The sequence below is a fragment of the Ahrensia sp. R2A130 genome, assembly GCF_000179775.1.
Lineage (GTDB): Bacteria > Pseudomonadota > Alphaproteobacteria > Rhizobiales > Rhizobiaceae > Pseudahrensia.
The window spans coordinates 44565-66262 of record NZ_AEEB01000005.1 but is presented as its reverse complement, the minus strand read 5'-3'; the positions used below and the strand labels follow the sequence as shown (position 1 = coordinate 66262).

The window sequence follows — 21698 nt, the reverse complement described above, 5'->3', positions numbered from 1 at the left end:
CAGATTCTACAGGCTCATATCGATGAGCGGGCGACCGATCTTGCCGGTGCGAAGATCGTCCAGCGCTTCGTTGATCTGGTCCAGCGAGTAGGGCTTCGAGAGCAGATCGCGCACGGGATAGGGGCTGGCTGCGATCAGCTTCGCGTATTTCGCGTAGTCGCGGTCGGGCTTGGAGTCGCCACCCCATGTGCCCATCAGGCTGCGACCGGAATTGAAGATCGACGGTGAGAACTTCACCTCTGCATCGTGTTTAGCATTGCCGATCACGACGGCGCGTCCACCTTGTTGTTTCGTGATCTGCACCGCATCCACCATCACGCCGGGAACGCCGGTGGCTTCCACAGCGAGATCGACGCCGCCCGTTGAGATCGCTTTGATCTGCTCGGCCACATCACAGTCTTCCGGGTTCACGGTGTGGGTTGCGCCGAAGGCGAGCGCTAACTCGCGGCGGCTTTCACGCAAGTCCACGCCGATCACGGGTGTTGCACCTGCCATGGCGGCGGCCATTATGGCGTTGAGGCCGATGCCGCCGGTGCCGAACACGGCGACCGAGTCGCCCGCGCTCACGTCCAACACGTTGAACACCGCGCCCATGCCCGTAGGGGCGGCGCAACCGAGCAGCACGGCGACGTCCATCGCCATGCCTTCAGGCAGAAGTGTGAGGCGGTTTTCGGAAACGACAGCGTGTTTCTGGAATGTGGTAACGCCGCCGGAGTTCACGGTCTTGCCGTCCCAATCGTATTTCGCACCGCCAGCTTCCTGACCTTCACCCTTGATCCAGGACATGACGACCTGATCGCCGACCTTCACTTTGGTGACGGCGGAGCCGGTCTCAAGCACGGTGCCGGTGCCTTCGTGACCGAGGCAATGGGGCACCCATTTGTCTTCGCCCTTGTCGCCCGCCACTTCCATCAACTGCGTGCCGCATGCACCGGAGAACGCCACCTCGACCAGCACCTGACCGGGATTTAATTCCGGTGTTTCGATCTCATGGACTTCCAGCGGCTGGCCGGTCTGGATGAGGAGTGCGGCCTTGGTTTTCATGGAGCGGTCTTTCGGAGTGGGAGGGCGTTCGTTTTGGTTTAGGCGAGGCTGTCGGCAACGCGCTTGCAGATAGCGGTTGCATTAAGGCCCAATTGTTCGCGGGCGTATTCCTGATGGCCGCCCTTTTTGAAGAAGGCGTCGGGCGCGCCTACGCGGATCATTCGCGATGTGTCAGCACCATTATCTACAGCCCATTCTGCGACTGCAGAGCCGAAGCCACCGATGAGAGAATGTTCTTCCAGTGTTATCACCTTACGGTATTTTCCGAAGGCGTTTGCCAAGAAGGCCTCGTCCAATGGCTTGACCGTGTGGAAGGAAACGACAGCCGCAGAGATGCCCTTTTCAGCGAGTGCGTCTGCGGCATCCATCGCCTCCGGCAGCATGTTGCCGGTGGAGAGCAGGCAGACGTCATCGCCTTGTCGGATGGTAAGTGCCTTGCCGATTTCGAAGTCGACCGGAACACCATCATGGATGACGCGCTCGCCCTTTTTTCCCATGCGAATATAGACGGGCTTGTCCTGTTTCATGGATGCACGGAGTGCTGCGCGCACCTCGTTGGCGTCTCCGGGGCAGACCACTTTCATGTTGGGTAACGCGCGTAAAAAAGCGATGTCTTCGCAGGCATGGTGGGTCGGGCCAAGGCCCGCATAGGAAAGACCTGCGCCCACGGCGACGATAGTGACCGGCACATCGTGGTAGCAGATGTCCGTGCGGATTTGCTCAAGACACCGCGTCGTGACGAAGGGCGTGATCGTGTAGGTGACGGGGCGCAGGCCGTTCATGGCGAGACCGGTTGCCATGCCCGTCATGTTCGCTTCCGCCACGCCGCAGTTGTAGAAGCGGTCGCTATGCGCGTCCTTGAATTTATCGAACAGTCGGTTGCCGATATCGCCGGACAGCATGACGATGCGGTCGTCTTCATTGGCGAGATTGGTGAGTTCGTCGGCGAAGGCGTTTCTCATTGTGCCACCCCCTCAATGAGACCGAGCTGCTTGTGGGCTTCCTCGACCTCCTCGTGCTTCGGCACGCGGTAATGCCAGTTGTTGTCATCTTCCATGAAGTCGACGCCCTTGCCCTTCACCGTGTCGCAGATGATGGCTACCGGCTTGCCGGAGCCGTTGGGCATGTTTGTCATCAGGTCTGCGAGCGCATCCGGGTTGTGGCCATCAACTTGATGGGCGTCCCAGCCGAAGGCTTCCCATTTCTCGCGCAGTGGTGACAGTGCCAGCGTTTCGTTGGAGCGGGCGGTGGCCTGCCATTTGTTGTAGTCGACAAAGACCATGAGATTATCGAGACCGTTGCCGCCTGCGAACATGGCGGCTTCCCACACGGAGCCTTCGTTACATTCGCCGTCCGACATGATGACGATGGTGCGGTGCGGGTCTGATTTTTTGATCTTGTTGGCAAGCGCGATGCCCGCGCCGATGGGCAGGCCGTGGCCGAGCGAACCCGTAGCGGCTTCCACACCAGCCAGCAGATTTGCCGGTGGATGTTCGGCCAGCAATGCGCCGTCCTGATTGTAAGTGTCGAGCAGGGCGGCGTCGAAGTAGCCGCGTTTTGCCAGCGTGGCATAGAGCGCCATAGCCGCGTGACCTTTGGACAAGATGATGCGGTCGCGGGCCGGATCTTTCGGGTTGTTCGGGTCGATATTCGCGGCGGAGAAGTAGGCGGCGGTGAGGATGTCCGTCACCGATAGGCTGGAGGCCAGATGCGCGGATTTCGACGCTGCGCACATGGTGATAATGCGGCCACGGATTTCGGCGGCGATTTTCTGCAGGTCGGTTCTGCTCATGGTGCCACCCTCACGGCTTGTGGATGTAGGTGGAGGGCAGGTTCGGCAACTCGCTTTGGAAGCGCTGCGCCCATTCGATGACATCGTCGATACCATCCGATAGCGAGATACGGTCCTGCCAGCCGAGTTCGGTGCGAAGTTTGAAACTGTCCAAAGTGTAGGCCGTGTCCTTGCCGGGGCGCTCAGGGCCGAGTTCGACACACTCATCGAAATTCTTGCCGAGTTTTTCCAACACCATCTCGACAAGTTGGCGGATCGATACCAGCTCGTAGCCGGAGATGTGGTAGGTGTCGCCGTTGGTGCCAGCCATTGCGATCTTCAGCGTGGCGTCGGACACGTCGCGCATGTGAATGAACACACGGACCGATTTTCCGCCGCCATCGAGGCGTAGCTTTTCACCTGTCATAGCGGCGTAAACGGTGCGGGGAATGATGCGGTAGAGCTGCTGGCCGGGGCCATAGACATTGGCTGCGCGGGTGGAGACGGCGGGCATATCGTACGTGTCCACGAAGGTCTTCAGCGACATATCACCGGCGGCGCGGGACACGGCGTAGGGGGTGGACGGGTTGAACGGCGTGTCCTCCTTCACCCAGCCATCGGTGGAGCCATAGACTTCCGGTGTGGTGACGTGGACGTAGCGGTCGAGAAAATCGAGGTTCCGCAGCAGCACGTGCAGGCGCACGGTGGACACCACGTTGGTCCGCATCCAGTCGTCGGGATGGTCCCAGCTTTGGCCCACCATGGATTGGGCTGCGAAGTTCACGACATGGGTGAATTTCTCGGCCTTCATCAATGCATCGAGCGCGTCGAGATCGTTGTTGATGTCGATGCGTTGGAAGCGAATGTCACTTGAATGTTTCTGCCATTTGTAGGGCAGCATGGCGTCGTGGGGCTCGTTGGAGCGTGACGTCGCCATGACATCGTGGCCTTGCTCGGCAAGGTAATCCACGAAGGATGCGCCGGAGAATGAATTAGAGCCGAGGACGAGAAATTTCGATGCGGTCACGGCTAGGCTCCCCGCGCAGGATCGGGGCCGAGCAGGTCGCGATGCTTGAACATGTACTGCACGATGGCATGGCCGATGACGGTCTGAAAATCTTCGCCTATCTGCATGTCGTCGATTTCCAGGTGGATCGGTACATCGGACAAGGCTTTGGCCTTGCCACCATCGAACGCCAGTACGGAATAGGTTTTTACGCCCATGGCTTTGGCTTCTTCCAGCACCCGCAAGATATTGGGAGAATTACCGGAGCCGGAGAAACATAAAAGTACGTCGCCTTCGCGGGCAAGAATCTGCAGTTGGTTGGCGAAAACTTCCTCAAAACCGACATCGTTTGCCAAACATGCCATCACCGCAGGATTGGCCGCTAGCGATTGGACGCGGATGCCGCGCCCGGCTTTCTTCGACCAAGCATAGAGAAAATCATTGGCCAAGTGGTTGGCGTTGCCAGCGCTGCCGCCATTACCGCACAGAAACAGCTGCCGCCCATCACGAGCGAGATCCATCAGATCGTTGGTCAGTTGAGACACGGGGGTCCAGTCAAAGCCCATCATGGCTTCGTTCATTCGTGTTGCGTAGTCGGTAAAATGGTCATTGGAGGCAAGGGGGAGCGAGTTAGACAGATATGGTCGCCCGCCCCCGCCTGCATCCTCCATGCCTTTTTGCTCACTCATGTCGCGGCATCCTGATCGAGGATATCAGATGCCATGAATTTCATGCGATGGAAGCTGTCGTCGTTTGTCCACGCGCCTTGGCGATACAGGCCGACGAGTTCCTTGATCGCATCATCGACGGTTTTCTTTGGACGGAAACCTGTGGCGAGCAGGCGATCTGAATTGACGCGATAGGAGCGAGGGTCGTTTGACGGTGTGACCACGATTTCTGCATCCACGTGCTCTTGCACCTTGCGCGCAATATCCATGATCGAGATGTTCTCGAAACCAGCATTGAAGATGCCGTCATGTTCGGGATTTTCCAAAAGGAAGATGTAGAGATCGGTGATGTCGTCGATATGGACATTGGGCCGAACCTGATCGCCGCCGAAGACGGTGATCTTGCCGTTTTCCAGCGCGAGCATGGTGAGGATGTTTACGGACACGTCGTTTCGCATCGTGGGTGAAAACCCGCACACGGTTGCCGGGCGCACGATCTGCACCACCATGTCGTCGCTGTAGGACAGCAAAATGCGTTCGCCGCACATCTTGGTCTTGTTGTATTCCGTGATGGGAACCAGCTCCAGGTTCTCGGTCACATGCTCTTCGTCCTTGATGCCGTAAACGGAACCGGAGGAGGCATAGATAAAACGCTCGATGCCATGGCGCTTGCACTTGTCGGCCAGCAAAGCGGTGGCAAGGCAGGACACTTCCCACGTCAGTTTCGGGTTAAGATCGCCTGCGGGGTCGTTGGCGATTGAGGACAGATGGATGACGGCGTCGTGGCCTGTCAGATCGTAATCTTCCACGTTGCGGATGTCGCCCTGCACCACGGTCAGCGCCGGATGGTCGCGCAACTGGTTGCCGAACCACTGGATGTCGAAGGCGGTGACCTCGTAGCCTTGCTCCAACAGTTTTGGCACAAGCACCGTGCCTTTGTAGCCACATGCACCGGTAACGAAAATTTTCATGGCTCTATTCACACAGGAACTGTTGGCGGGATACTAACGCTATTCACGTTATTATACAAAAAGTTGCAATAATTATTTATACAACCAAACTAGACGCATGTATTGATTGAGATTTACATGAACTTCACTGGCGCAGCAACCTGCGGGCAGCCCCCTCAAATTAAGGGGCTGCAATCAATCCCCGCCATTTGAGACCGGGTTAATCTGGGTGCAATGATTGTTCCCGGAGACGCCGACATGGAAACGACACACACTCTCTCACTCCCCTATATTATCGCCGCCCAGGCCCAGAAGCACGTGACGCATAACGAGGCGTTGCGAATGTTGGATGCACTAACGCAAATTGCTGTGGCGAGCAGAATCGTTGCTTCGCCACCTACCACGCCTGCCGGTGGTGAATGCTGGTTGGTGCCCGACACGGGAGCGGCAGGTGAATTTGCAGGCCACGGTGGTGAACTGGCAGTTTTTCAAGATGGGGCTTTTACGTTCCTTACCCCAAAGCTGGGTTGGTCCGTGTACGTCGCTGACGAAGGCGTGCAGATTGTTCTTGGATTGAATGGCTGGCAAGACCTTGTATCCGGCAGTGGCAGCGGGAATGGCGGCGGCGGTGTGACTGGACAGCTTGGTCTCAATGCTGCGGCAAGCACGACCACTCGCCTTGCTGTTGGTTCAGACAATTCATTGTTCACACACGATGTGGACGGCTCGCACCGCATGGCGATCAACCGCGAAGATACGGCAAGCACCGCTAGCATGATCTGGCAAACCGGTTTTCAGGCAGATGCCGAACTTGGTCTTACAGGCCTCGATGATATGGCGCTAAAGGTTCGGTCTTCAGGTGGTGATTGGGCCAATGCACTGACTGTGGATCGAGAGACAGGGTTAGCTACTATTGTAGCGGCGCCTCACACGGACAACATGCTGATTAACAGCGACATGCGGATCAACCAGCGGTCCTTCGGTGGAGGTGCGCTTGCGGGCGGTACATTTGGCTACGATCGATGGAAGGGTGATGCATCGGGCGGCACAATTCTGCGCAATGGTGCCGGTCGCGTTGAGTTGGCATCTGGCTCTGTCGTTCAGCCGGTTGAAACCTTCCCGGCTGGTTTCGATAGTTTGGTCTTTGGTGTTGCCGGTCTGACGGGTGGTGTTTTGCGCGTTACCGTTGAGGGAACGACAACCGACATTCAGCCAGACCAACCTTTCGGTTTCTCGACCTTCAGTGTGACGCCGGGCGTGTCTGGATCAGTTGAACTGTCTGCACCGTCCGGGGCCGTCTTGTTTGATCGTGTCAGCCTTGTAGCAGGCGGACAATCACGGATGGCTTGTGATCGGCATCCAGATATCGAGTTTGCGTTGTGCGTACGGTACTTCTGCACCAGTCTTGGCGAAGGACAGGTGTTGCAGGACTATAGCGGCTCCATAGGCTACCATATGGGCATCTGTTATGCGGGTGGAAATATTGCCTCGCAGCGAATTTCGTTCCCACGCCGTATGCGCGTTCCCCCCACCGTTAGCTATTACGCGCCAAATTCAGGAAACCCGATACAGTCGGGCAAATGGCAGTTGCTGGGACCGCAAGCGGGTTATGCCAACGCCAACAGTATGGGCGTTGCTGAACTGACGCAGACCGCCTTCGTTCTCAACGTTGTGTTCCCTTCTGCCAGTTCAGGAGATGCCTATTTGATGTGTGGCAACTGGAGTGCGTCGGCGGAGCTTTAAGGCGCTAGCGGAATGTTGAGGCAAAGCGTTTATTTGTCGTTTCCCGGCTTGATGTTCACCAACGAAGCGGCCCAACTTACTACCTTGATAAACGGGTAACATCCGAACTTGCATGTCGGTTGGGATCATAAGCGAGGGTGCCATGCCTGACATTGCGATCATCGGCGGCGGTTTCATTGCCCAGCTTGCCCATATCGGCCCGCTGGCAGCTCTGTCGAATGTTCGTCTCACAGCGTTGGCAGAACCTGACCCAGGCTTACTGGAAAAAGTTGGGCGGGCGCATGGCTTCAAGAAATCCTACAGCGACTACCACGATCTGTTGGATACGGATGATTTCGATGCGCTCATAGTCTGCCTACCGTTGAAGGCGCAGGAACTGGTAGTCCGAGAGGCTCTGGCTAAGGGCAAACCTGTGCTTTCCGAAAAGCCGATGGCGCTTACTTTGGATGCCGCGCAGTCACTTGCGGGTGTAGCTGATAAGGCTAGAGCATCGTGGACAATCGGGTTCATGAAGCGTCACGATCCCGGCGTTCAGCAGTTTCGCGAAATGCTACAAGACCCGGCAACCGCACAACGTCTTGGCCAAGTTCGTCATGTCGCCATGCGTGATTTTTGTGCCCGCTACGGGGTAAATCCGCCCGATCATTTCCGCCGCGAAGGCAGTCGTGCCGTGCGTTATCCGGAGGCTGCTGATACGCCTGAGTGGTTGCCGGACGAACTAGGCGATGGATATCGCTATTGCCTCAACGTGATGAGCCACGATGTGAATCTGTTGCGCTTTCTGTTCGGTGAAGATCTGGCGTTGGAACGCTTTTCTGCTGATCCCGCCAACACCCAGCGGGCATCGTTTGCGGTGGGTGATGTTCCTATCGATCTGGTTGTTGCACACGTCTGGACCGGTGTCTGGGATCAGCAGATTGATGTGACATTTGCCAATGGCCGCTTGTCGTTGATTATTCCCTCGCCCTTGAATGTGAATGCGTATGCACGCATCGAATGTCGCGACCACAACGGAGTGCAAGAGGTTGAGGTTGTGACGGGTGACACGCACTGGGCTTTCGCCAGACAAGCTCAAAACTTTGTTGCGGGTCTGGAAAATGGCAGCGATTCCAGCAATAAGCCTTTGAGTTGTTTGCAGGATATGAAGCTGATCGACGCTATGTGGCGTTCAGTGGTTGCGTGAATTTATGAGCCAATCATTTTACACACTTCGTGACACATGCCGCCTTTGTCACAGCGGCAGGATGAACAAGGTTGTGCCTCTTGCCGCGTTACCCGTGGCGTCTCCCAATGTCGGCCAAAGCACATTGGTGGAAGATGTGGCACCCGCCGATTGCTGGCAGTGTGAGGACTGCGGTCATCTGCAACTCGCAACAATTGTCGATCCCGCATTCCAGTATCGTAACTTCCAGTACGAAACCGGTATTTCACTAGGCCTGCGTGAGCATTTTGGCCGCTTCATGGGTGAGTTGGTCGAGCGTGGAGACCTGAAGGACGATAGCTTTGTTATCGACATTGGCTCCAATGACGGGTCGCTCTTGCAGCTTGCTAAGGACCACGGCGGGTCCAAGGTTTTGGGCATTGACCCGGCCGAGCGAATTGCGCGCGATGCGACCGCTCGAGGTGTTCCTACAATCGGCGATTTCTTCACTCCCGATCTTGCCGATACGATTGCCGCTGAACACGGTCGCGCAGATGTTGTTATTTCCAACAACACTGTCGCCAATATTGATGATCTGCACAGCTTGTTCGGTGGTATGAGAACGGTTCTGGCAGATGATGGTATCGTGGTGGTGGAGACCCAATACGGGCTGGATATGATCGAGCGCATGTTGCTCGACGTCATCTATCACGAGCACGTTTCCTACTTTGCAACACGCCCGATGCAGACCTTTTTCGAAGCTGTTGGTCTTGAGTTGATCCGTGCCGAACGCATCGCGCCGAAGGGCGGTTCGATCCGCTTCATTGCGCAGAAAAAGGGTGGTCCCCGTTCGGTTGATGCCAGCGTCGTTGAATTGATTGTTGAAGAAGAAAAAGCCGGTTTCTATGATGGCCGCATGTTCGACACGTTCAACAAACGGATCGCAGACACCGGTGCTGAAATTCGCAAACGGTTGGAAGCGTCACGCGAGCAAACCGCTCGTGGTCTTGTTTTCGGCGCTTCTGTCGGCTGCGCTGCGTTGATCCATTATTTCGAACTTGGTGATCTTATCGATGCCGTCTTTGATGATACGCCGCTTACCAACGTCATCCGCTCCACCCATGGCGATATTCCAGTTCTCACCGGTGCGCAGTTGAAGAATGAAATGCCGTGTGATGTCGGTGTGCTGGCTTGGCGTTACACCACCGCTATTGCCAGTGGGCAGCAGGATTTTGTGGCCGCTGGTGGCCGTTTCTACCGAGCGTTGCCGGACCTCGCTTATCGCGATGGCACGGAAGACGAAAAGCCGATGGCCTGACAGCCGTATTTAAGGAGCCTTGCATGGCCAAACTGAACGATATGACGGTGGCCGCAGATATCGGCGCACGCTATGGCATCCATCCGACCTGGAACAATTACGACGCGCCGGTGCACCACATCGCGTTCGAACCGGACCCGGAAGAAGCCGAGCGTTTGCGCCAGATTTACGAGCAGACGGCATCGTTCAAATATGATGTGGAGGAAAAGGCGCTCGACAGGGAAGCTGGCAAACGTGAGTTCTATCTCACCCGCCACCGTGGGTTGTCGTCTTGCCTGAAGCCCGACTTGACCTCGGAATGTTTTCGCCATCTGAAGCCGGGCCAAGCCGAAATCGACAAAACGCTCGAGATCGACATGGAAACCGGCGATGCGGTTTTTGGCGGCCTTGGTCTTTTTCCCGATTTCCTGAAAGTCGACACGGAAGGCACCGAGCAGGATGTGATCGAGGGTTTCGATACAATGCTGGAAAAAGGCATTTTGGGTGTTCGGTCATCCACCAACTTCCAGCCATGCTTTCACGGTCAACGCCTGTTTTCCGATAGCGACCAATACCTGCAGTCCAAGGGTTTCGTGCTGTTGAACCTCGACTACGAAGGTTTCGGCTTTCCGCGCCTCGGCCTGTTCCGCAAGCCTGATCCGATGACGGGTGAGAACCACCGTTATGGCATTCTTGTTCATGCGGATGCCGTTTGGATTATCAAGGAAAGCCAGCTCGACGCGTTGTTCTCCGGCGATGAAAACACCATCGCGCGCCTGAAACTGGCAGCCTTCTGCTTCAACAATTTCGCACCGGACTATGCGGTCGATCTGCTGCGTGAAACTGCTGAGGCTGGCGGTTACAGCGACGATGTTCAGGCCACGCGCCTCTACCAAGTTGTTCGTCTGAAAGCGGCCCGTTTTCTAGGTCGTTACCGCACCGTGCCGGACGATCAGTGGGAACGCGCTCGTGGCATTTACAAGACCATCTTCGGTGATGAGTTGGGTGGCGGCTCGGACTTCTACCCGCAGATGAACACGATGGTGAACGAGCTGAAGAAGACGGCGTGACCGGTCGCTCGAAATGATCGAGGGCTTCACCACCGTCAATCCATCGGTGTTCACCGGTGAAGGTGATGGCGTAACAGTGACTGCTCAGGCAGTTGCTGCTGTGTGCACTGCGGCCAAGCTTGCTCCCAATGGGCGGGCGCGTTTGATCCTGCATCACGGGGCTGATGATATTCTTCACGAGATGATCATCGCGCTACCGCCTACATCCTGCGACCACCCCCACATCAACTTTCGCTCCGGCAAGTCATTCATGGCGTTGTCCGGGCGTTTTGCTGTGATGCGCTTTACGGATGAGGGCGATCTGTTGCCGCCTGTGATTTTGGATGCGGCGGGCAAAAATGCAGCAATCATGATGCGACTGCGGACACCGGTCTGGCACACGATCATTCCGCTTGAAGGTGAAGTGGCGTTTCTTGAAACGAACTCCGGCCCTTTCACAGGCAATTTCTTTGCCGAGTGGTTTCCTGCTGAAGACGGTGAGCGTGAGGTCTATACCGAGAACCTTCGACGTGCTGCCCGTGAGGCTGATACGCGATCTTAGTCGCGCTGCGGGTCACTCATCTTTTTCAGCCGCTCCCGCAGATCGCCTTTCATCACTTTGCCGTAGTTGTTCTTTGGCAGCGCACCGACAAAGTAGAATGCTTTTGGACGTTTGAATTTCGCGATACAGGCGTCACAATGGGCGGCTAGTGCTGAGGCATCAATGTCCATACTTGCCACCACAAAAGCTGTGACCTCTTCCCCCCATTCGCGCGATTGTTTGCCAACGACCGATACCTCAATCACAGCTGGGTGTGTGAGAAGAGCTTCTTCCACCTCGCGGGGATAAACGTTGGAGCCGCCGGTTATGATGACGTCTTTGGAGCGGTCTTTCAGCGTCAGATACCCGTCGGCGCTCAACTCGCCACGGTCGCCGGTCCAGAGCCAGCTGTCTGGCAATGGATCACGGTTCCAGTAGCCGGGCATGACGGTTGATCCAAGCACCATGATTTCCCCGATCTCGCCTGTAGGCAGCGGATTGCCCTCAGCATCACCGATGCGCACCTCTACGGCGGCCTGTTCCTGACCTGCAGATGCGATTCGACGCGACCAGTCGGGATGGTTGCGGTCTGCAATTTCTTCGCGAGACAAAGAAGAGATTGCCATTGGGCACTCGCCTTGTCCGTAGATCTGAACCAGCACTGGTCCGAACCAATCTAGCGCAGCTTCAAGGTCGGCAGCGTACATGGGTGCGCCGCCATAGACGATGGTGCGCAGTCCCTCGGCCCGGTCGTCTGCCTGCTTTGCCGCGTTGGTAAAGCGCTGCACCATGGTGGGCGCCATGAACATGTGAAGGTCACGGTTTTGGGCTTTCGCTTGCGCTGCAAGAGACAGTATTTCAGTTGCATCAAAGCCGCCCGATTTTGGCACCATATGGGCTGCACCGAACAACACATGGACCGGAATATAGAGACCAGCGCCATGGCTCATGGGGGCGGCGTAACATGCGATGTCTGTTGCTTTCACCTCGTCGACGTCGACGGGATAACCCAAGGACATTGCGGCCAACATGCCGTGCGTTATGCGCACCCCTTTGGGCCGACCAGTCGTGCCGGATGTGTAGAACAGCCAAGCCAAATCCTGTTGCTCACGTGACACCGGCGTTAGTATTATGGGCGCATTTTTGTCGATTTTGGAGACATCGAAGATGCGTTCGTGATCGATCTCATGATCCATACCGCCAGATACCAACACGATGCTTGCGCCGGAGTCTTTGATGATCCAATTGGCCTCCTGCGGGTGCAGTTTTCCATTGATTGGAACTGCCGCTGCACCGGCCCACCAAATGCCTAAAAGCGCGATGAGATAGTCGAGCGAGTTGATTGCAAATATTGCTATGCGATCCCCCGGCTCTATGTCTTGCTTCCCTAACCATGCTGAAAAACTGGCTGCACGTTGGGCAAATTCACGATAGTCACCAGCGGATTCTGCTCCGTCCATGAGAGCTGTTCGGTCACCAAAGCGGGTCGCGGCGCGGTGTAGCCAGAAGGCAATGTTCATGGATGGCGTTCGCGCGTTTCTTCGGGAACGCCAAGTCTGGCGTTAGTACGCGCAGGGTTCAAGCTCATCCTGCAGGACAGATATGATGAGATGGTTCGCGTAGGAATTGCACATCTGTGCGATCCCTTGTCTATGTGACATGAAGATTTCGCTTTGGTTCTCTAGCCATGACACAAGATCGCCCCGTTTTGGGAATGCTGCTCATGCTGGGGTTTTGTGTGCTGGCTCCGATGGGGGATTCTATCGCGAAGATTCTCGGATCAGCGATACCGCTTCTGCAGTTGCTGTTGGTTCGCTTCGCGCTGCAGGCTGCATTTCTGCTGCCGGTCGTTCTGGTTACCGAACGGACGTTCGGTATGTCGCCTCGCCTCTACAAGCTGACTGCGTTGCGGACCTTGCTGCACATTATCGGAGTGGGCGCGATGTTCCTGTCGCTGCGGTACCTGCCCCTTGCGGATGCCATCGCCATAGCATTCGTCATGCCGTTTATCCTGCTGCTTCTTGGGCGTTTCGTTTTGAATGAAGAGGTGGGCGTCCATCGGCTTGTGGCCTGCGCTGGTGGCTTCATCGGAACACTTCTGGTCATCCAGCCCAGCTTTGCTGAGGTCGGTTTGCCTGCGTTACTGCCCTTGGTCGTTGCGGTCGATTTTGCGCTGTTCATTTTGGTGACCCGTAAGATCGCCAAAGAGATCGATCCCATCTCCATGCAAACGATCAGCGGTTTCATGGCAATACCGATGTTGCTTGTTGGCCTTGCTGTATTCTCGATTTTTTTCGATTGGCGCAGCCTGCTGGTGATGCCGGACGGGACGCAAACCGCGCTGCTGCTCGCCATCGGTGCGTTGGGTACGATCGCGCATTTGTTGATGACATGGTCGCTGCGTTTTGCGCCGTCGGCGACGCTGGCTCCGATGCAATATCTCGAAATTCCGGTGGCTACGGTTCTCGGTTATTTGGTGTTCAGCGATCTTCCCAACGGCATTGCTGCCATCGGCATTGGCATTACGATTTGCGCAGGCCTTTATGTGGTTTACCGCGAACACGCTGTATCGCGTGGAGCCATTAGCTAAAGGCTTTCATTGGAATGCGTCTGCCTCTGCCTGCCTCCGCCAGCAAGTGTTCATCTTGGATGATCATCTCCCCGCGAGACAGAACCGTGACGGGCAGGCCAGTCACCGTCGTGCCTTCCCACGGATTGTAGCCGACATTGTCGTGTAGGTCGTCAGCGCCATAAGTGTGCGAGGCCTTCGGGTCCCACAGTGCAATATCGGCGTCGTATCCTTCTGCGATTTCGCCCTTGTCGCTCATTCCGAAAGCGCGGGCTGGATTGCTGGCGGTGAGCTGCACGAACTCTTCCAAACTGCTTCGTCCCTTGCTGACCATGGCATCGAACATCAGCGGCAGGCGTACTTCCAGCCCGGGCATACCATTTGCGATGCGGTTGAAGGGCGAGTCGGTGCCGTTGGCGAACTTTCCACTTTCATCCATGCGGTACGGCGCATGGTCTGATGTGACGAGTTGCAGCGTGCCATCGTCGAAGGCTTCCCAAAGCGCCTCCTGATCGTCCTCGGTGCGCTGCGGCGGTGAACACATGAAGCGGGCGGGATTGTCGCTCTCCAGAATATCGGCCGTCTGGAACAAATAGTGCGGACATGTTTCCGCCTCCACCGGCACGCCCCGTTGCCGCGCACGGCGCACGATCTCCACCCCTTCTCGAGTTGAGACATGGAAGATCATGATCCGCGCACCGGTGAATTCTGCAAAGCGGCACATGCGGTCGATGGCTTCGATTTCCGCCTCTCGCGGGTGGGATGCTGCGTGATACTTCGGCGCAGTCTTGCCTTCTGCCAGCAACTTCGCCGTCATGTGGCGGATCAGCCCGTCATTTTCTGCATGGAAACACACCAGCGCACCTTCGCGCTTGGCGACTGCGAGAATGTCGAGAATAGCGTGATCGTCCTGCCGCACTTTATCATAGGTGGTGAAGATTTTGATGGATCGGTGGCCCTGCGCGATGAGCGCTGGGATGTCGTGGCTGAGGTTCTCGCCGGAAGTGTCCGCCACGATCATGTGGAACGCGTGATCGATCACAGCACCTTTTTGCGCCAGCGCTTCATAGTCCGCGACGACATCGCGCATACGGTTGCCGGGGTGCTGGGCGGCGAACGACACGGTACAGGTGGTGCCGCCAAATGCTGCCGAACGCGCGGCGGTTTCGAACGTATCCGCGTTCATCAACCCCGCACCGGACACCTGTTCGATATGGCAGTGCGTATCGACCCCGCCGGGAAGTACGAGCAGGCCCGTTGCATCTATGATATTTGCAGCGTCAGCCAGGTTCGTGCCGATTGCTGATATACGGCCGCCGGCAATTCCAACATCGGCCACCCTAGTGCCTGTAGATGTGACGACGGTGCCGCCGCGAATAATGGTGTCGAGCTGTTGATCGGTCATGGGGTAGCCGCTTCAATTTTGATACGTTGTGGGGGATTGTATCGTGATGCGGGACGCTGGAAAGATGCTGTTTCGATTTACTCCAATATGTGCGGGCGGCTGATGACGATTTACGTGGTGAACCCTAACAGCAGCCAGCACGTCACCGATGGTATCGACCGTGCGGTGGAACCGATGCGGGCTGCCAGCCCCGTGCCGATCGAATGCCGTACATTGTCTGAAGGACCGCCGGGCATCGAAACGCAAGCCCATGTCGATGGTGTTGTTGCGCCCATGCTGACCCATTGCGCCAAGCTGGAAGACAAGGCTTCTGCCTTCGTGGTGGCTTGTTATTCCGACCCCGGGCTTATGGCGCTGCGTGAGCAATCAGCACGCCCTGTTATCGGCATCGCGGAAGCGTCGATCCTGACCGCCATGACCATGGGGCAGCGCTTCGGTATCATCTCTATTCTGTCGGCATCCATCCCCCGCCACATGCGATATGTCGGTGCCATGGGCGTGATGGACCGGCTGGCCGCCGACCGACCGTTGGAACTGGGTGTTGCTGCGCTGGCCGATGAGGAACAAACGTGGGAGCGTTTGATTAGGGTCGGAACGCAATTGCGGGATGAAGCCGTAGCCGACGTGCTGATATTGGGATGCGCTGGAATGACCGCCTATCGCGGCCGGTTGGAACAGGAACTCGGCATCCCGGTGGTCGAGCCCTGTCAGGCAGCGACAGCCATGGCGATTGGCCGTGTCGCTTTGCAGCGCGCGCTATAGAGGAGAAGATATGACACGTCTGAACGAAGAGGCGGCTGGCGTTTATGTCATCGCCGTCACGCCTTTCCTGCCCGATGGCGCGATCGACTTCGATAGCTGTGATCGGATGGTGGATTTCTATCTCGATGCAGGCGCCACCGGCCTGACCGTCTTGGGCATGATGGGCGAAGCGCCCAAGCTGACGGTGGAAGAATCCCGCGATGTGGTGGCGCGAATTCTGGAGCGGGTAAATGCCCATGCAAAGGGACCGGTGCCCGTCGTCGTCGGAGTCTCCGCCCCCGGCTTCGCGCAGATCGCTACGCTTACCGAAATGGTGATGGAACTGGGTGCTGCCGGTGTGATGGTCGCGCCGCCCGGTTCGCTGAAGACCGATGATGCTATCGTCACCTACTATACGCAGGTGGCAGAACTGATCGGCGATGTGCCGTTCGTGTTGCAGGATTTTCCGCTGGTTACTGGCGTGCAGATTGCCCCCAAGGTCATCGCTCGTATCTTCAACACCATCCCGACCTGTGTATGCCTGAAGCACGAAGATTGGCCCGGACTCGAGAAAATTTCCGCATTGCGTGCCGAGGGTGTTCTCGACCGGCGCATTTCCATTTTATGCGGCAATGGTGGCCTGTTCTTGCCGGAGGAAATGTTGCGTGGTGCCGATGGTGCCATGACCGGTTTTGCCTATCCCGAAATGATGGTGGAGGTGGTGAAGCACCATGCTGCCGGCGACATGGATCGGGCGCAGGATATTTTCGATGCCTACTTGCCGCTGGCGCGTTTCGAGCAGCAGCCGGGGCTTGGTCTCGCGATCCGCAAATACACCATGGCCAAGCGTGGCATCATCGCCCATGACGCATTGCGAAAACCCGGCGTATCGTTGATTGCTGCCACACGCGCCGAAGTCGATCATCTGATCGCGCGGCAGGAAAAACGACTTGAGGAGTTGAACTGATGGATCTGCAAATTTCCGGCAAACGCGCTGTGGTGCTTGGGGCAAGTCGTGGTCTCGGTCAGGCTATCGCAAAGGGCTTGGCCGCTGAAGGGGTCACCGTTTTTGCTGCTGCCCGCAGCGTGGACAAGATCGAAGCATGGTCGGCGGATATGGACAATGTCCATGCTGTACAGCTCGATCTTGGTGATCTTGCTCAAGTCGATGCAACTATCGACATGCTGTTGGAAGGTGAGGGCGTCGACATCATCATCAACAACGGTGGCGGCCCGCCTCCCGGCACGGCGCAGTCCGCCGGTCGCAGTGACTGGGTTTCTCATTTCGAAGCCATGGCGGCCAATCTGTTTCACATGACGAACCGTCTGTTGCCGAAGATGAAAGAGCGCAACTGGGGCCGTGTCATCTCCATCACGTCTTCCGGTGTCGAGCAGCCGATCCCGAATCTGGCGTTGTCCAACGGCATCCGTGCTGCGGTCGTTGGTTGGTCGAAAACGCTGGCGAATGAAGTCGCGGGCGATGGCATCACCGTCAACGTGGTCATGCCCGGTCGTATTCACACCGAACGGGTGGACGAGTTGGACGCTGCTGCATCCAAACGCACCGAAACGCCAGTTGCGGAAGTCGCGAGCAAGTCGCGGGCGACGATCCCGGCAGGCCGCTACGGCAAGCCGGAAGAGTTTGCAGACGTGGTGACGTTTCTTGCGTCTGAACGCGCATCCTACGTCACCGGTTCGCGCATCCGAATCGATGGTGGCGCGATCAAGTCGATTTAGAGTTTTATGCGAAGGCCGCTTTTACGCGGTCCATTGCTTCTTCGAGCTGTGCTCGCGGGCATGCGATGTTGAAGCGCAAGCGGCCTTCGCCACCTTCACCAAAGGTCGCACCGTAATTGGTGGCGATGCCGGCTTCCTTCTCAACGCGACGGATGACTTCGTCGCGATCATGGTCGCAATTTCTAAAGTCGGCCCACGATAGGTAAGTGGCTTCCAGCGGCATGGATTTTGCGCCGGAAATTCCAGCAATCGTTGCATCGAACAGTTTTCGATTTTCATCGAGATAGACGAGCAACGCCTCCAACCATTCTTCGCCAAGTTCATAAGCTGCTTGGGTCACGACCACGCCGAATGAATTCGGTCCGACAGCATCGGCAGTTTTGACCTTGTCGAATTTTGCACGCAGGTTTTCGTCTGTGATGACGGCCTGTCCCACATGACCGCCGGCCAGATTGAATGTCTTGCTGGCGGAAGACAGCGTCACCAATTTGTGCGCGATGTCGGGCGCAACAGTCGCTGTGATGTGGTGTTTGTGACCGGGCATGATGAGGTCGTGGTGGATTTCGTCGGAGACCAAAATCAGATCGTGCTTCTCGCAAAATTTGGCCAGCGCTTCGATTTCGGAGCGCTCCCACACCCTGCCACCGGGATTGTGAGGCGAGCAGAAGAAGACCATTTTCTCCTTGCCGGTCAGCTGTCCTTCAAGCGTATCGAGGTCCATTTCGTAGCGACCGTCTTGCCGTTCGGCCAGCGGGCTTTCGATGAGGTCGCGCTGGTTGGAGCGGATGATGCCGGCGAACATGTGATAGGCCGGTGAGAAGACAATGATGCCGTCGCCTGGGTCGGTGAACGCTTGAAGGCACATGGAAAGCCCGTGAACAACGCCGTGGGTGGTGTAGATATTGGCAGGATCGACTGCCCAGCCATGGCGCCGGTCCATCCAATTCACGATCGACGCGCGGTAACCGCTGTCATCGCCATAATATCCGAAGACCCCATGATCGATCATGCCTTGCAGCCGCTCGCGTACGCATGATGGCGCGCGAAATTCCATGTCGGCCACCCACATGGCGATGGAGTTTTCAGGGTCCATTTTATAGCGCGACGACAGCGCGTCCCACTTCATGGAACTGGTGCCGCGGCGTTCGATGGGCTGGTCGAAATCGAATTGGGTCATGGTGTAATCGTATCGCTGTTGGCTTCTCGTGATCTTATGACAGGTGCGGGAAGCTGCCGCTATATGCGGTCTCAGGCTTCGAGCAATTTCTTGTAGAGCGCGAGATAGGTTGGCGCGGACCCGTCCCAACCAACAGGCTGGCGCATGGCATTGCGCTGGAGTACGCGCCAAAGATCGCGGTCGGCATAGGCTTCGCATGTGCGGGTGATGGCGTGGCGAAGCGAGGCAGCGTTGCCTGGTTCGCAATGGAAGCCGGTTGCGGTTTTGGCCTTGATGGTTTCAGGCGAAACGTCCGTAACAGTATCGGCCAAGCCGCCGGTGGTGGCGACGACGGGTAGGGTGCCGTAGCGCAGGCCGTAGAGCTGCGTAAGGCCGCATGGCTCGAAGCGGGAAGGCACCAGAATTGCGTCACTGCCGCCCTGCATGAGATGGGACAGGTTTTCGTCATATCCTATGATGACGCCGACCTGCCCTTTATGCTGTTTCTGCGCTTCGCGGAACGCGGCTTCCATGTCGGGATCACCGGAGCCGAGGAGTGCGAGTTGAGCGCCGTTCTCCACCAGCGTCGGCAGGACTTCCAGAAGCAGGTCGAGACCCTTTTGTTCGGTCAGGCGGCTGACAACGCAAAACAATGGGCCGTCGCTTTTCGTCAAGCTAAAGCGGCCTGCCAACACGGCGCGGTTATCGTCTTTTCTGCCGAGGCTGCGGGCGGTGTAGCTTTTTGCAAGATGCGGATCGGTCTTTGGGTTCCAGGCATCGAGATCGATGCCGTTGATGATGCCGGACAGATCGTCCTGTCTTGCCTGAAACACGCCCTCCAGCCCCATCCCGAATTCCGGTGTCAGCAGTTCACGCGCGTAGGTTGGGCTGACGGTGGTGATGGCATCGGCGTATGCAAGTCCAGCTTTCAGGAAACCAAGCTGCCCCCAATACTCAGCCCCTTCGGATGTGAAGTGTTCGTCGGGGATGTTGAACAGGTTCTTCGTTTCCCACTGAAACAGGCCTTGGAAGGCCACGTTGTGAACGGTGACGATGGTGGCCGGTGGCTTTGCCATTCCGTCCAGTTCGATCAGCAGTGGAACGAGGCCCGCCTGCCAGTCATGGACGTGGGTGATTTGCGGTGTCCAATCCGCCACGCCTTCGCGGGCAATATCCGTTGCTACCCGACACAGCGCACCGAAACGCAAGTGGTTGTCGTGCCAATCCTGGCCTGTCTCATCGAGATAAATGCTTCCGGCGCGGTCGTAGAGATGTGGTGCGTCGAGCAGCAGTAGGTCGAGACCTTCGGCTTGAACACTGACCAGTTTGGCTGGGCCATCGAACAGATCATCATAGCTGGCAACAAGCGCGCCGGTATTCAAAATTGCCAATAGCGCAGGATAGGCGGGAAGTAGAATTTTGACGTCCGCGCCCAGTGGCGCGAGCGCTTTTGGCACCGCGCCGATAACATCCGCCAAGCCGCCGGTCTTGACGAAAGGCGCGCACTCGGAGGCAACGTAGAGGACATCCATCTTCAAACGTTCCTTACGACGGCAGTGCGTCGATCATCTTTTTGGTGATGAGACATACGCCACCTTCGGAGCGGTAGAACCGTGAAGCGTCGGCTTCCGCGTCTTCGCCGACCACCAGTCCTTCGGGAATCGTTACGCCTTTGTCGATGACAACATTGATCAACCGCGCGCTGCGCCCTATCGTAACATAGGGCATGGCGATGACGCCGCGTAATTTGGCATAGGAGTTCGTTTTCACTCCTGTGTAGAGTAAGCAACGCTCCAGTTCCGAACCGGAAATAATGCAACCGCCGGACACGAGAGACGAGACGGCAAAGCCGCGACGACCTTCTTCATTGTGGATGAATTTTGCCGGTGGCACGAGTTCGGAATAGGTCCAGATCGGCCAGTCTTTTTGAAAGAGGTCGAGCTCTGGCTGAAAATCAGTGAGATCGATATTGGCCTGCCAGAAGGCGTCCACCGTGCCGACATCGCGCCAGTAGGATTCTTTTTCCTCGCCGCTCATCACGCAAGACCGCGACAGGGGGTGGGCGATGGCTTTGCCGTTTTTCACGATATCGGGAATGATATCCTTGCCGAAATCGTTGCTGGACCCTTCGGTCGCGGCGTCCTTCTTCAACAGCGTGAACATGTATTCCGTCTCGAAGACGTAGATACCCATGGACGCCAGCGCGAGATCGGGGTAACCGGGCATGGCTGGCGGGTCGGCCGGTTTTTCCATGAACTCGACAATGGTGTCGTTCTCATCGACATGCATCACGCCGAAGGCGGAAGCCTCTTCGCGGGGAACTTCCACACACCCAACTGTTACATCCGCACCGGATTGAACGTGGTGCTGGATCATCAGGGAATAATCCTGCTTGTAGATGTGATCGCCGGCCAGAATGATGATGTATTTGCAGCCGTTGCCTTCGATAATATCGATGTTTTGATACACGGCATCGGCGGTGCCTTTGTACCAGTTATCCTCACCCATTTGTTGCGACGCCGGCAGAATATCGAGGCTTTCATTGCGCTCGGCACGAAAGAAGCTCCAGCCGCGTTGCAGGTGGCGAATGAGCGAGTGGGCCTTATATTGGGTCGCCACGCCAAGGCGCTTGATGCCGGAATTGACGGCGTTGGACAGTGGAAAATCGATGATGCGGGTTTTGCCGCCGAAATAGACAGCGGGCTTGGCGCGTCTATCGGTCAGATCCATCAACCGGCTACCGCGCCCCCCTGCCAATACGAATGCCATCGTCTGCTGCGCGAGCCGCTGCGATTCCGTGTCCATGTGTGCTCCTCCCAAAGCCTTGTTTTGCCTATCAACTCACAGGCTGGGCTTCGGTTCAATGGGGCAGATTGTGGT

At 57.0% G+C, this 21698-nt stretch carries 20 protein-coding genes; 9 read left to right on the top strand and 11 right to left on the bottom strand.

Annotated elements, in window-relative coordinates; genetic code table 11:
* Nucleotides 1–6: 6 nt before the first annotated feature.
* Genes R2A130_RS06615 through R2A130_RS06590 form a run of 6 tightly spaced genes read right to left on the bottom strand, consistent with a single transcriptional unit; the run spans nt 7 to nt 5460 of the window.
* The gene (locus R2A130_RS06615) at nt 7–1044 is read right to left on the bottom strand and encodes a zinc-binding dehydrogenase (protein ID WP_009464231.1); all 1038 of its coding nucleotides are present in this window, start codon (nt 1042–1044) and stop codon (nt 7–9) included.
* Nucleotides 1045–1082: 38 nt separating this feature from the next.
* Nucleotides 1083–2006: a transketolase family protein gene (locus R2A130_RS06610; protein ID WP_009464230.1), complete on the bottom strand. Its 924-nt coding sequence runs from the start codon at nt 2004–2006 to the stop codon at nt 1083–1085.
* Nucleotides 2003–2836: a transketolase gene (locus R2A130_RS06605; protein WP_009464229.1), complete on the bottom strand. Its 834-nt coding sequence runs from the start codon at nt 2834–2836 to the stop codon at nt 2003–2005. Before R2A130_RS06605 ends, R2A130_RS06610 begins: the two co-directional genes overlap by 4 nt.
* Before the next feature lie 10 nt (nt 2837–2846).
* Nucleotides 2847–3842, bottom strand: coding sequence for a GDP-mannose 4,6-dehydratase (locus R2A130_RS06600; protein ID WP_009464228.1), 996 nt, complete (start codon nt 3840–3842; stop codon nt 2847–2849).
* Between the two features lie 2 nt (nt 3843–3844).
* A complete protein-coding gene (locus R2A130_RS06595) occupies nt 3845–4510 on the bottom strand; it encodes an SIS domain-containing protein (RefSeq protein ID WP_009464227.1) in 666 nt (221 codons plus the stop codon).
* On the bottom strand, nt 4507–5460 hold the full coding sequence (locus tag R2A130_RS06590; RefSeq protein ID WP_009464226.1) for an NAD(P)-dependent oxidoreductase: 954 nt from the start codon (nt 5458–5460) through the stop codon (nt 4507–4509). The genes R2A130_RS06595 and R2A130_RS06590 overlap by 4 nt, the downstream gene beginning before the upstream one ends.
* 237 nt (nt 5461–5697) lie before the next feature.
* Between R2A130_RS06590 and R2A130_RS17505 the strand changes: the two genes are divergently transcribed.
* From R2A130_RS17505 to R2A130_RS06565, 5 genes are all read left to right on the top strand, one after another.
* Entirely contained in the window at nt 5698–7182 is a 1485-nt protein-coding gene (locus tag R2A130_RS17505; RefSeq protein WP_009464225.1) for a DUF2793 domain-containing protein, read from the top strand.
* A gap of 142 nt (nt 7183–7324) precedes the next feature.
* The gene (locus tag R2A130_RS06580) at nt 7325–8365 is read left to right on the top strand and encodes a Gfo/Idh/MocA family protein (protein ID WP_009464224.1); all 1041 of its coding nucleotides are present in this window, start codon (nt 7325–7327) and stop codon (nt 8363–8365) included.
* Nucleotides 8366–8369: 4 nt separating this feature from the next.
* Nucleotides 8370–9641 (top strand): class I SAM-dependent methyltransferase, encoded by a 1272-nt coding sequence (locus R2A130_RS06575; protein WP_156798428.1) that lies wholly within the window; start codon nt 8370–8372, stop codon nt 9639–9641.
* Nucleotides 9642–9664: 23 nt separating this feature from the next.
* Entirely contained in the window at nt 9665–10690 is a 1026-nt protein-coding gene (locus R2A130_RS06570) for an FkbM family methyltransferase (protein ID WP_009464222.1), read from the top strand.
* Nucleotides 10691–10703: 13 nt separating this feature from the next.
* On the top strand, nt 10704–11231 hold the full coding sequence (locus R2A130_RS06565; RefSeq protein ID WP_009464221.1) for a WbuC family cupin fold metalloprotein: 528 nt from the start codon (nt 10704–10706) through the stop codon (nt 11229–11231).
* On the opposite strand, the gene R2A130_RS06560 is transcribed toward R2A130_RS06565, so the two are convergent.
* Nucleotides 11228–12730 carry a class I adenylate-forming enzyme family protein gene (locus R2A130_RS06560; protein WP_009464220.1) on the bottom strand — a complete coding sequence of 501 codons (1503 nt, stop codon included), beginning with the start codon at nt 12728–12730 and terminating at the stop codon, nt 11228–11230. The two genes, R2A130_RS06565 and R2A130_RS06560, sit on opposite strands and share 4 nt — an antisense overlap.
* Nucleotides 12731–12897: 167 nt before the next feature.
* Between R2A130_RS06560 and R2A130_RS06555 the strand changes: the two genes are divergently transcribed.
* Nucleotides 12898–13800 (top strand): DMT family transporter, encoded by a 903-nt coding sequence (locus R2A130_RS06555; protein WP_009464219.1) that lies wholly within the window; start codon nt 12898–12900, stop codon nt 13798–13800.
* Here R2A130_RS06555 and hydA read toward each other — a convergent pair.
* On the bottom strand, nt 13793–15184 hold the full coding sequence (hydA, locus tag R2A130_RS06550) for a dihydropyrimidinase (protein ID WP_009464218.1): 1392 nt from the start codon (nt 15182–15184) through the stop codon (nt 13793–13795). The two genes, R2A130_RS06555 and hydA, sit on opposite strands and share 8 nt — an antisense overlap.
* Nucleotides 15185–15286: 102 nt before the next feature.
* Here hydA and R2A130_RS06545 point away from each other — a divergent pair, with 102 nt between their 5' ends.
* From R2A130_RS06545 to R2A130_RS06535, 3 genes are read left to right on the top strand one after another with little or no spacing between them, the layout of a single operon-like run.
* Nucleotides 15287–15946: an aspartate/glutamate racemase family protein gene (locus R2A130_RS06545; RefSeq protein WP_040305342.1), complete on the top strand. Its 660-nt coding sequence runs from the start codon at nt 15287–15289 to the stop codon at nt 15944–15946.
* Nucleotides 15947–15956: 10 nt separating this feature from the next.
* On the top strand, nt 15957–16892 hold the full coding sequence (locus R2A130_RS06540; protein WP_009464216.1) for a dihydrodipicolinate synthase family protein: 936 nt from the start codon (nt 15957–15959) through the stop codon (nt 16890–16892).
* Nucleotides 16892–17662, top strand: coding sequence for an SDR family oxidoreductase (locus R2A130_RS06535; RefSeq protein WP_009464215.1), 771 nt, complete (start codon nt 16892–16894; stop codon nt 17660–17662). The genes R2A130_RS06540 and R2A130_RS06535 overlap by 1 nt, the downstream gene beginning before the upstream one ends.
* A gap of 4 nt (nt 17663–17666) precedes the next feature.
* On the opposite strand, the gene R2A130_RS06530 is transcribed toward R2A130_RS06535, so the two are convergent.
* From R2A130_RS06530 to glgC, 3 genes are all read right to left on the bottom strand, one after another.
* A complete protein-coding gene (locus R2A130_RS06530) occupies nt 17667–18839 on the bottom strand; it encodes a MalY/PatB family protein (protein WP_009464214.1) in 1173 nt (390 codons plus the stop codon).
* A gap of 71 nt (nt 18840–18910) precedes the next feature.
* The gene (gene glgA, locus R2A130_RS06525; protein ID WP_009464213.1) at nt 18911–20350 is read right to left on the bottom strand and encodes a glycogen synthase GlgA; all 1440 of its coding nucleotides are present in this window, start codon (nt 20348–20350) and stop codon (nt 18911–18913) included.
* Between the two features lie 13 nt (nt 20351–20363).
* On the bottom strand, nt 20364–21623 hold the full coding sequence (glgC, locus tag R2A130_RS06520) for a glucose-1-phosphate adenylyltransferase (RefSeq protein ID WP_009464212.1): 1260 nt from the start codon (nt 21621–21623) through the stop codon (nt 20364–20366).
* Between the last annotated feature and the right edge of the window lie 75 nt (nt 21624–21698).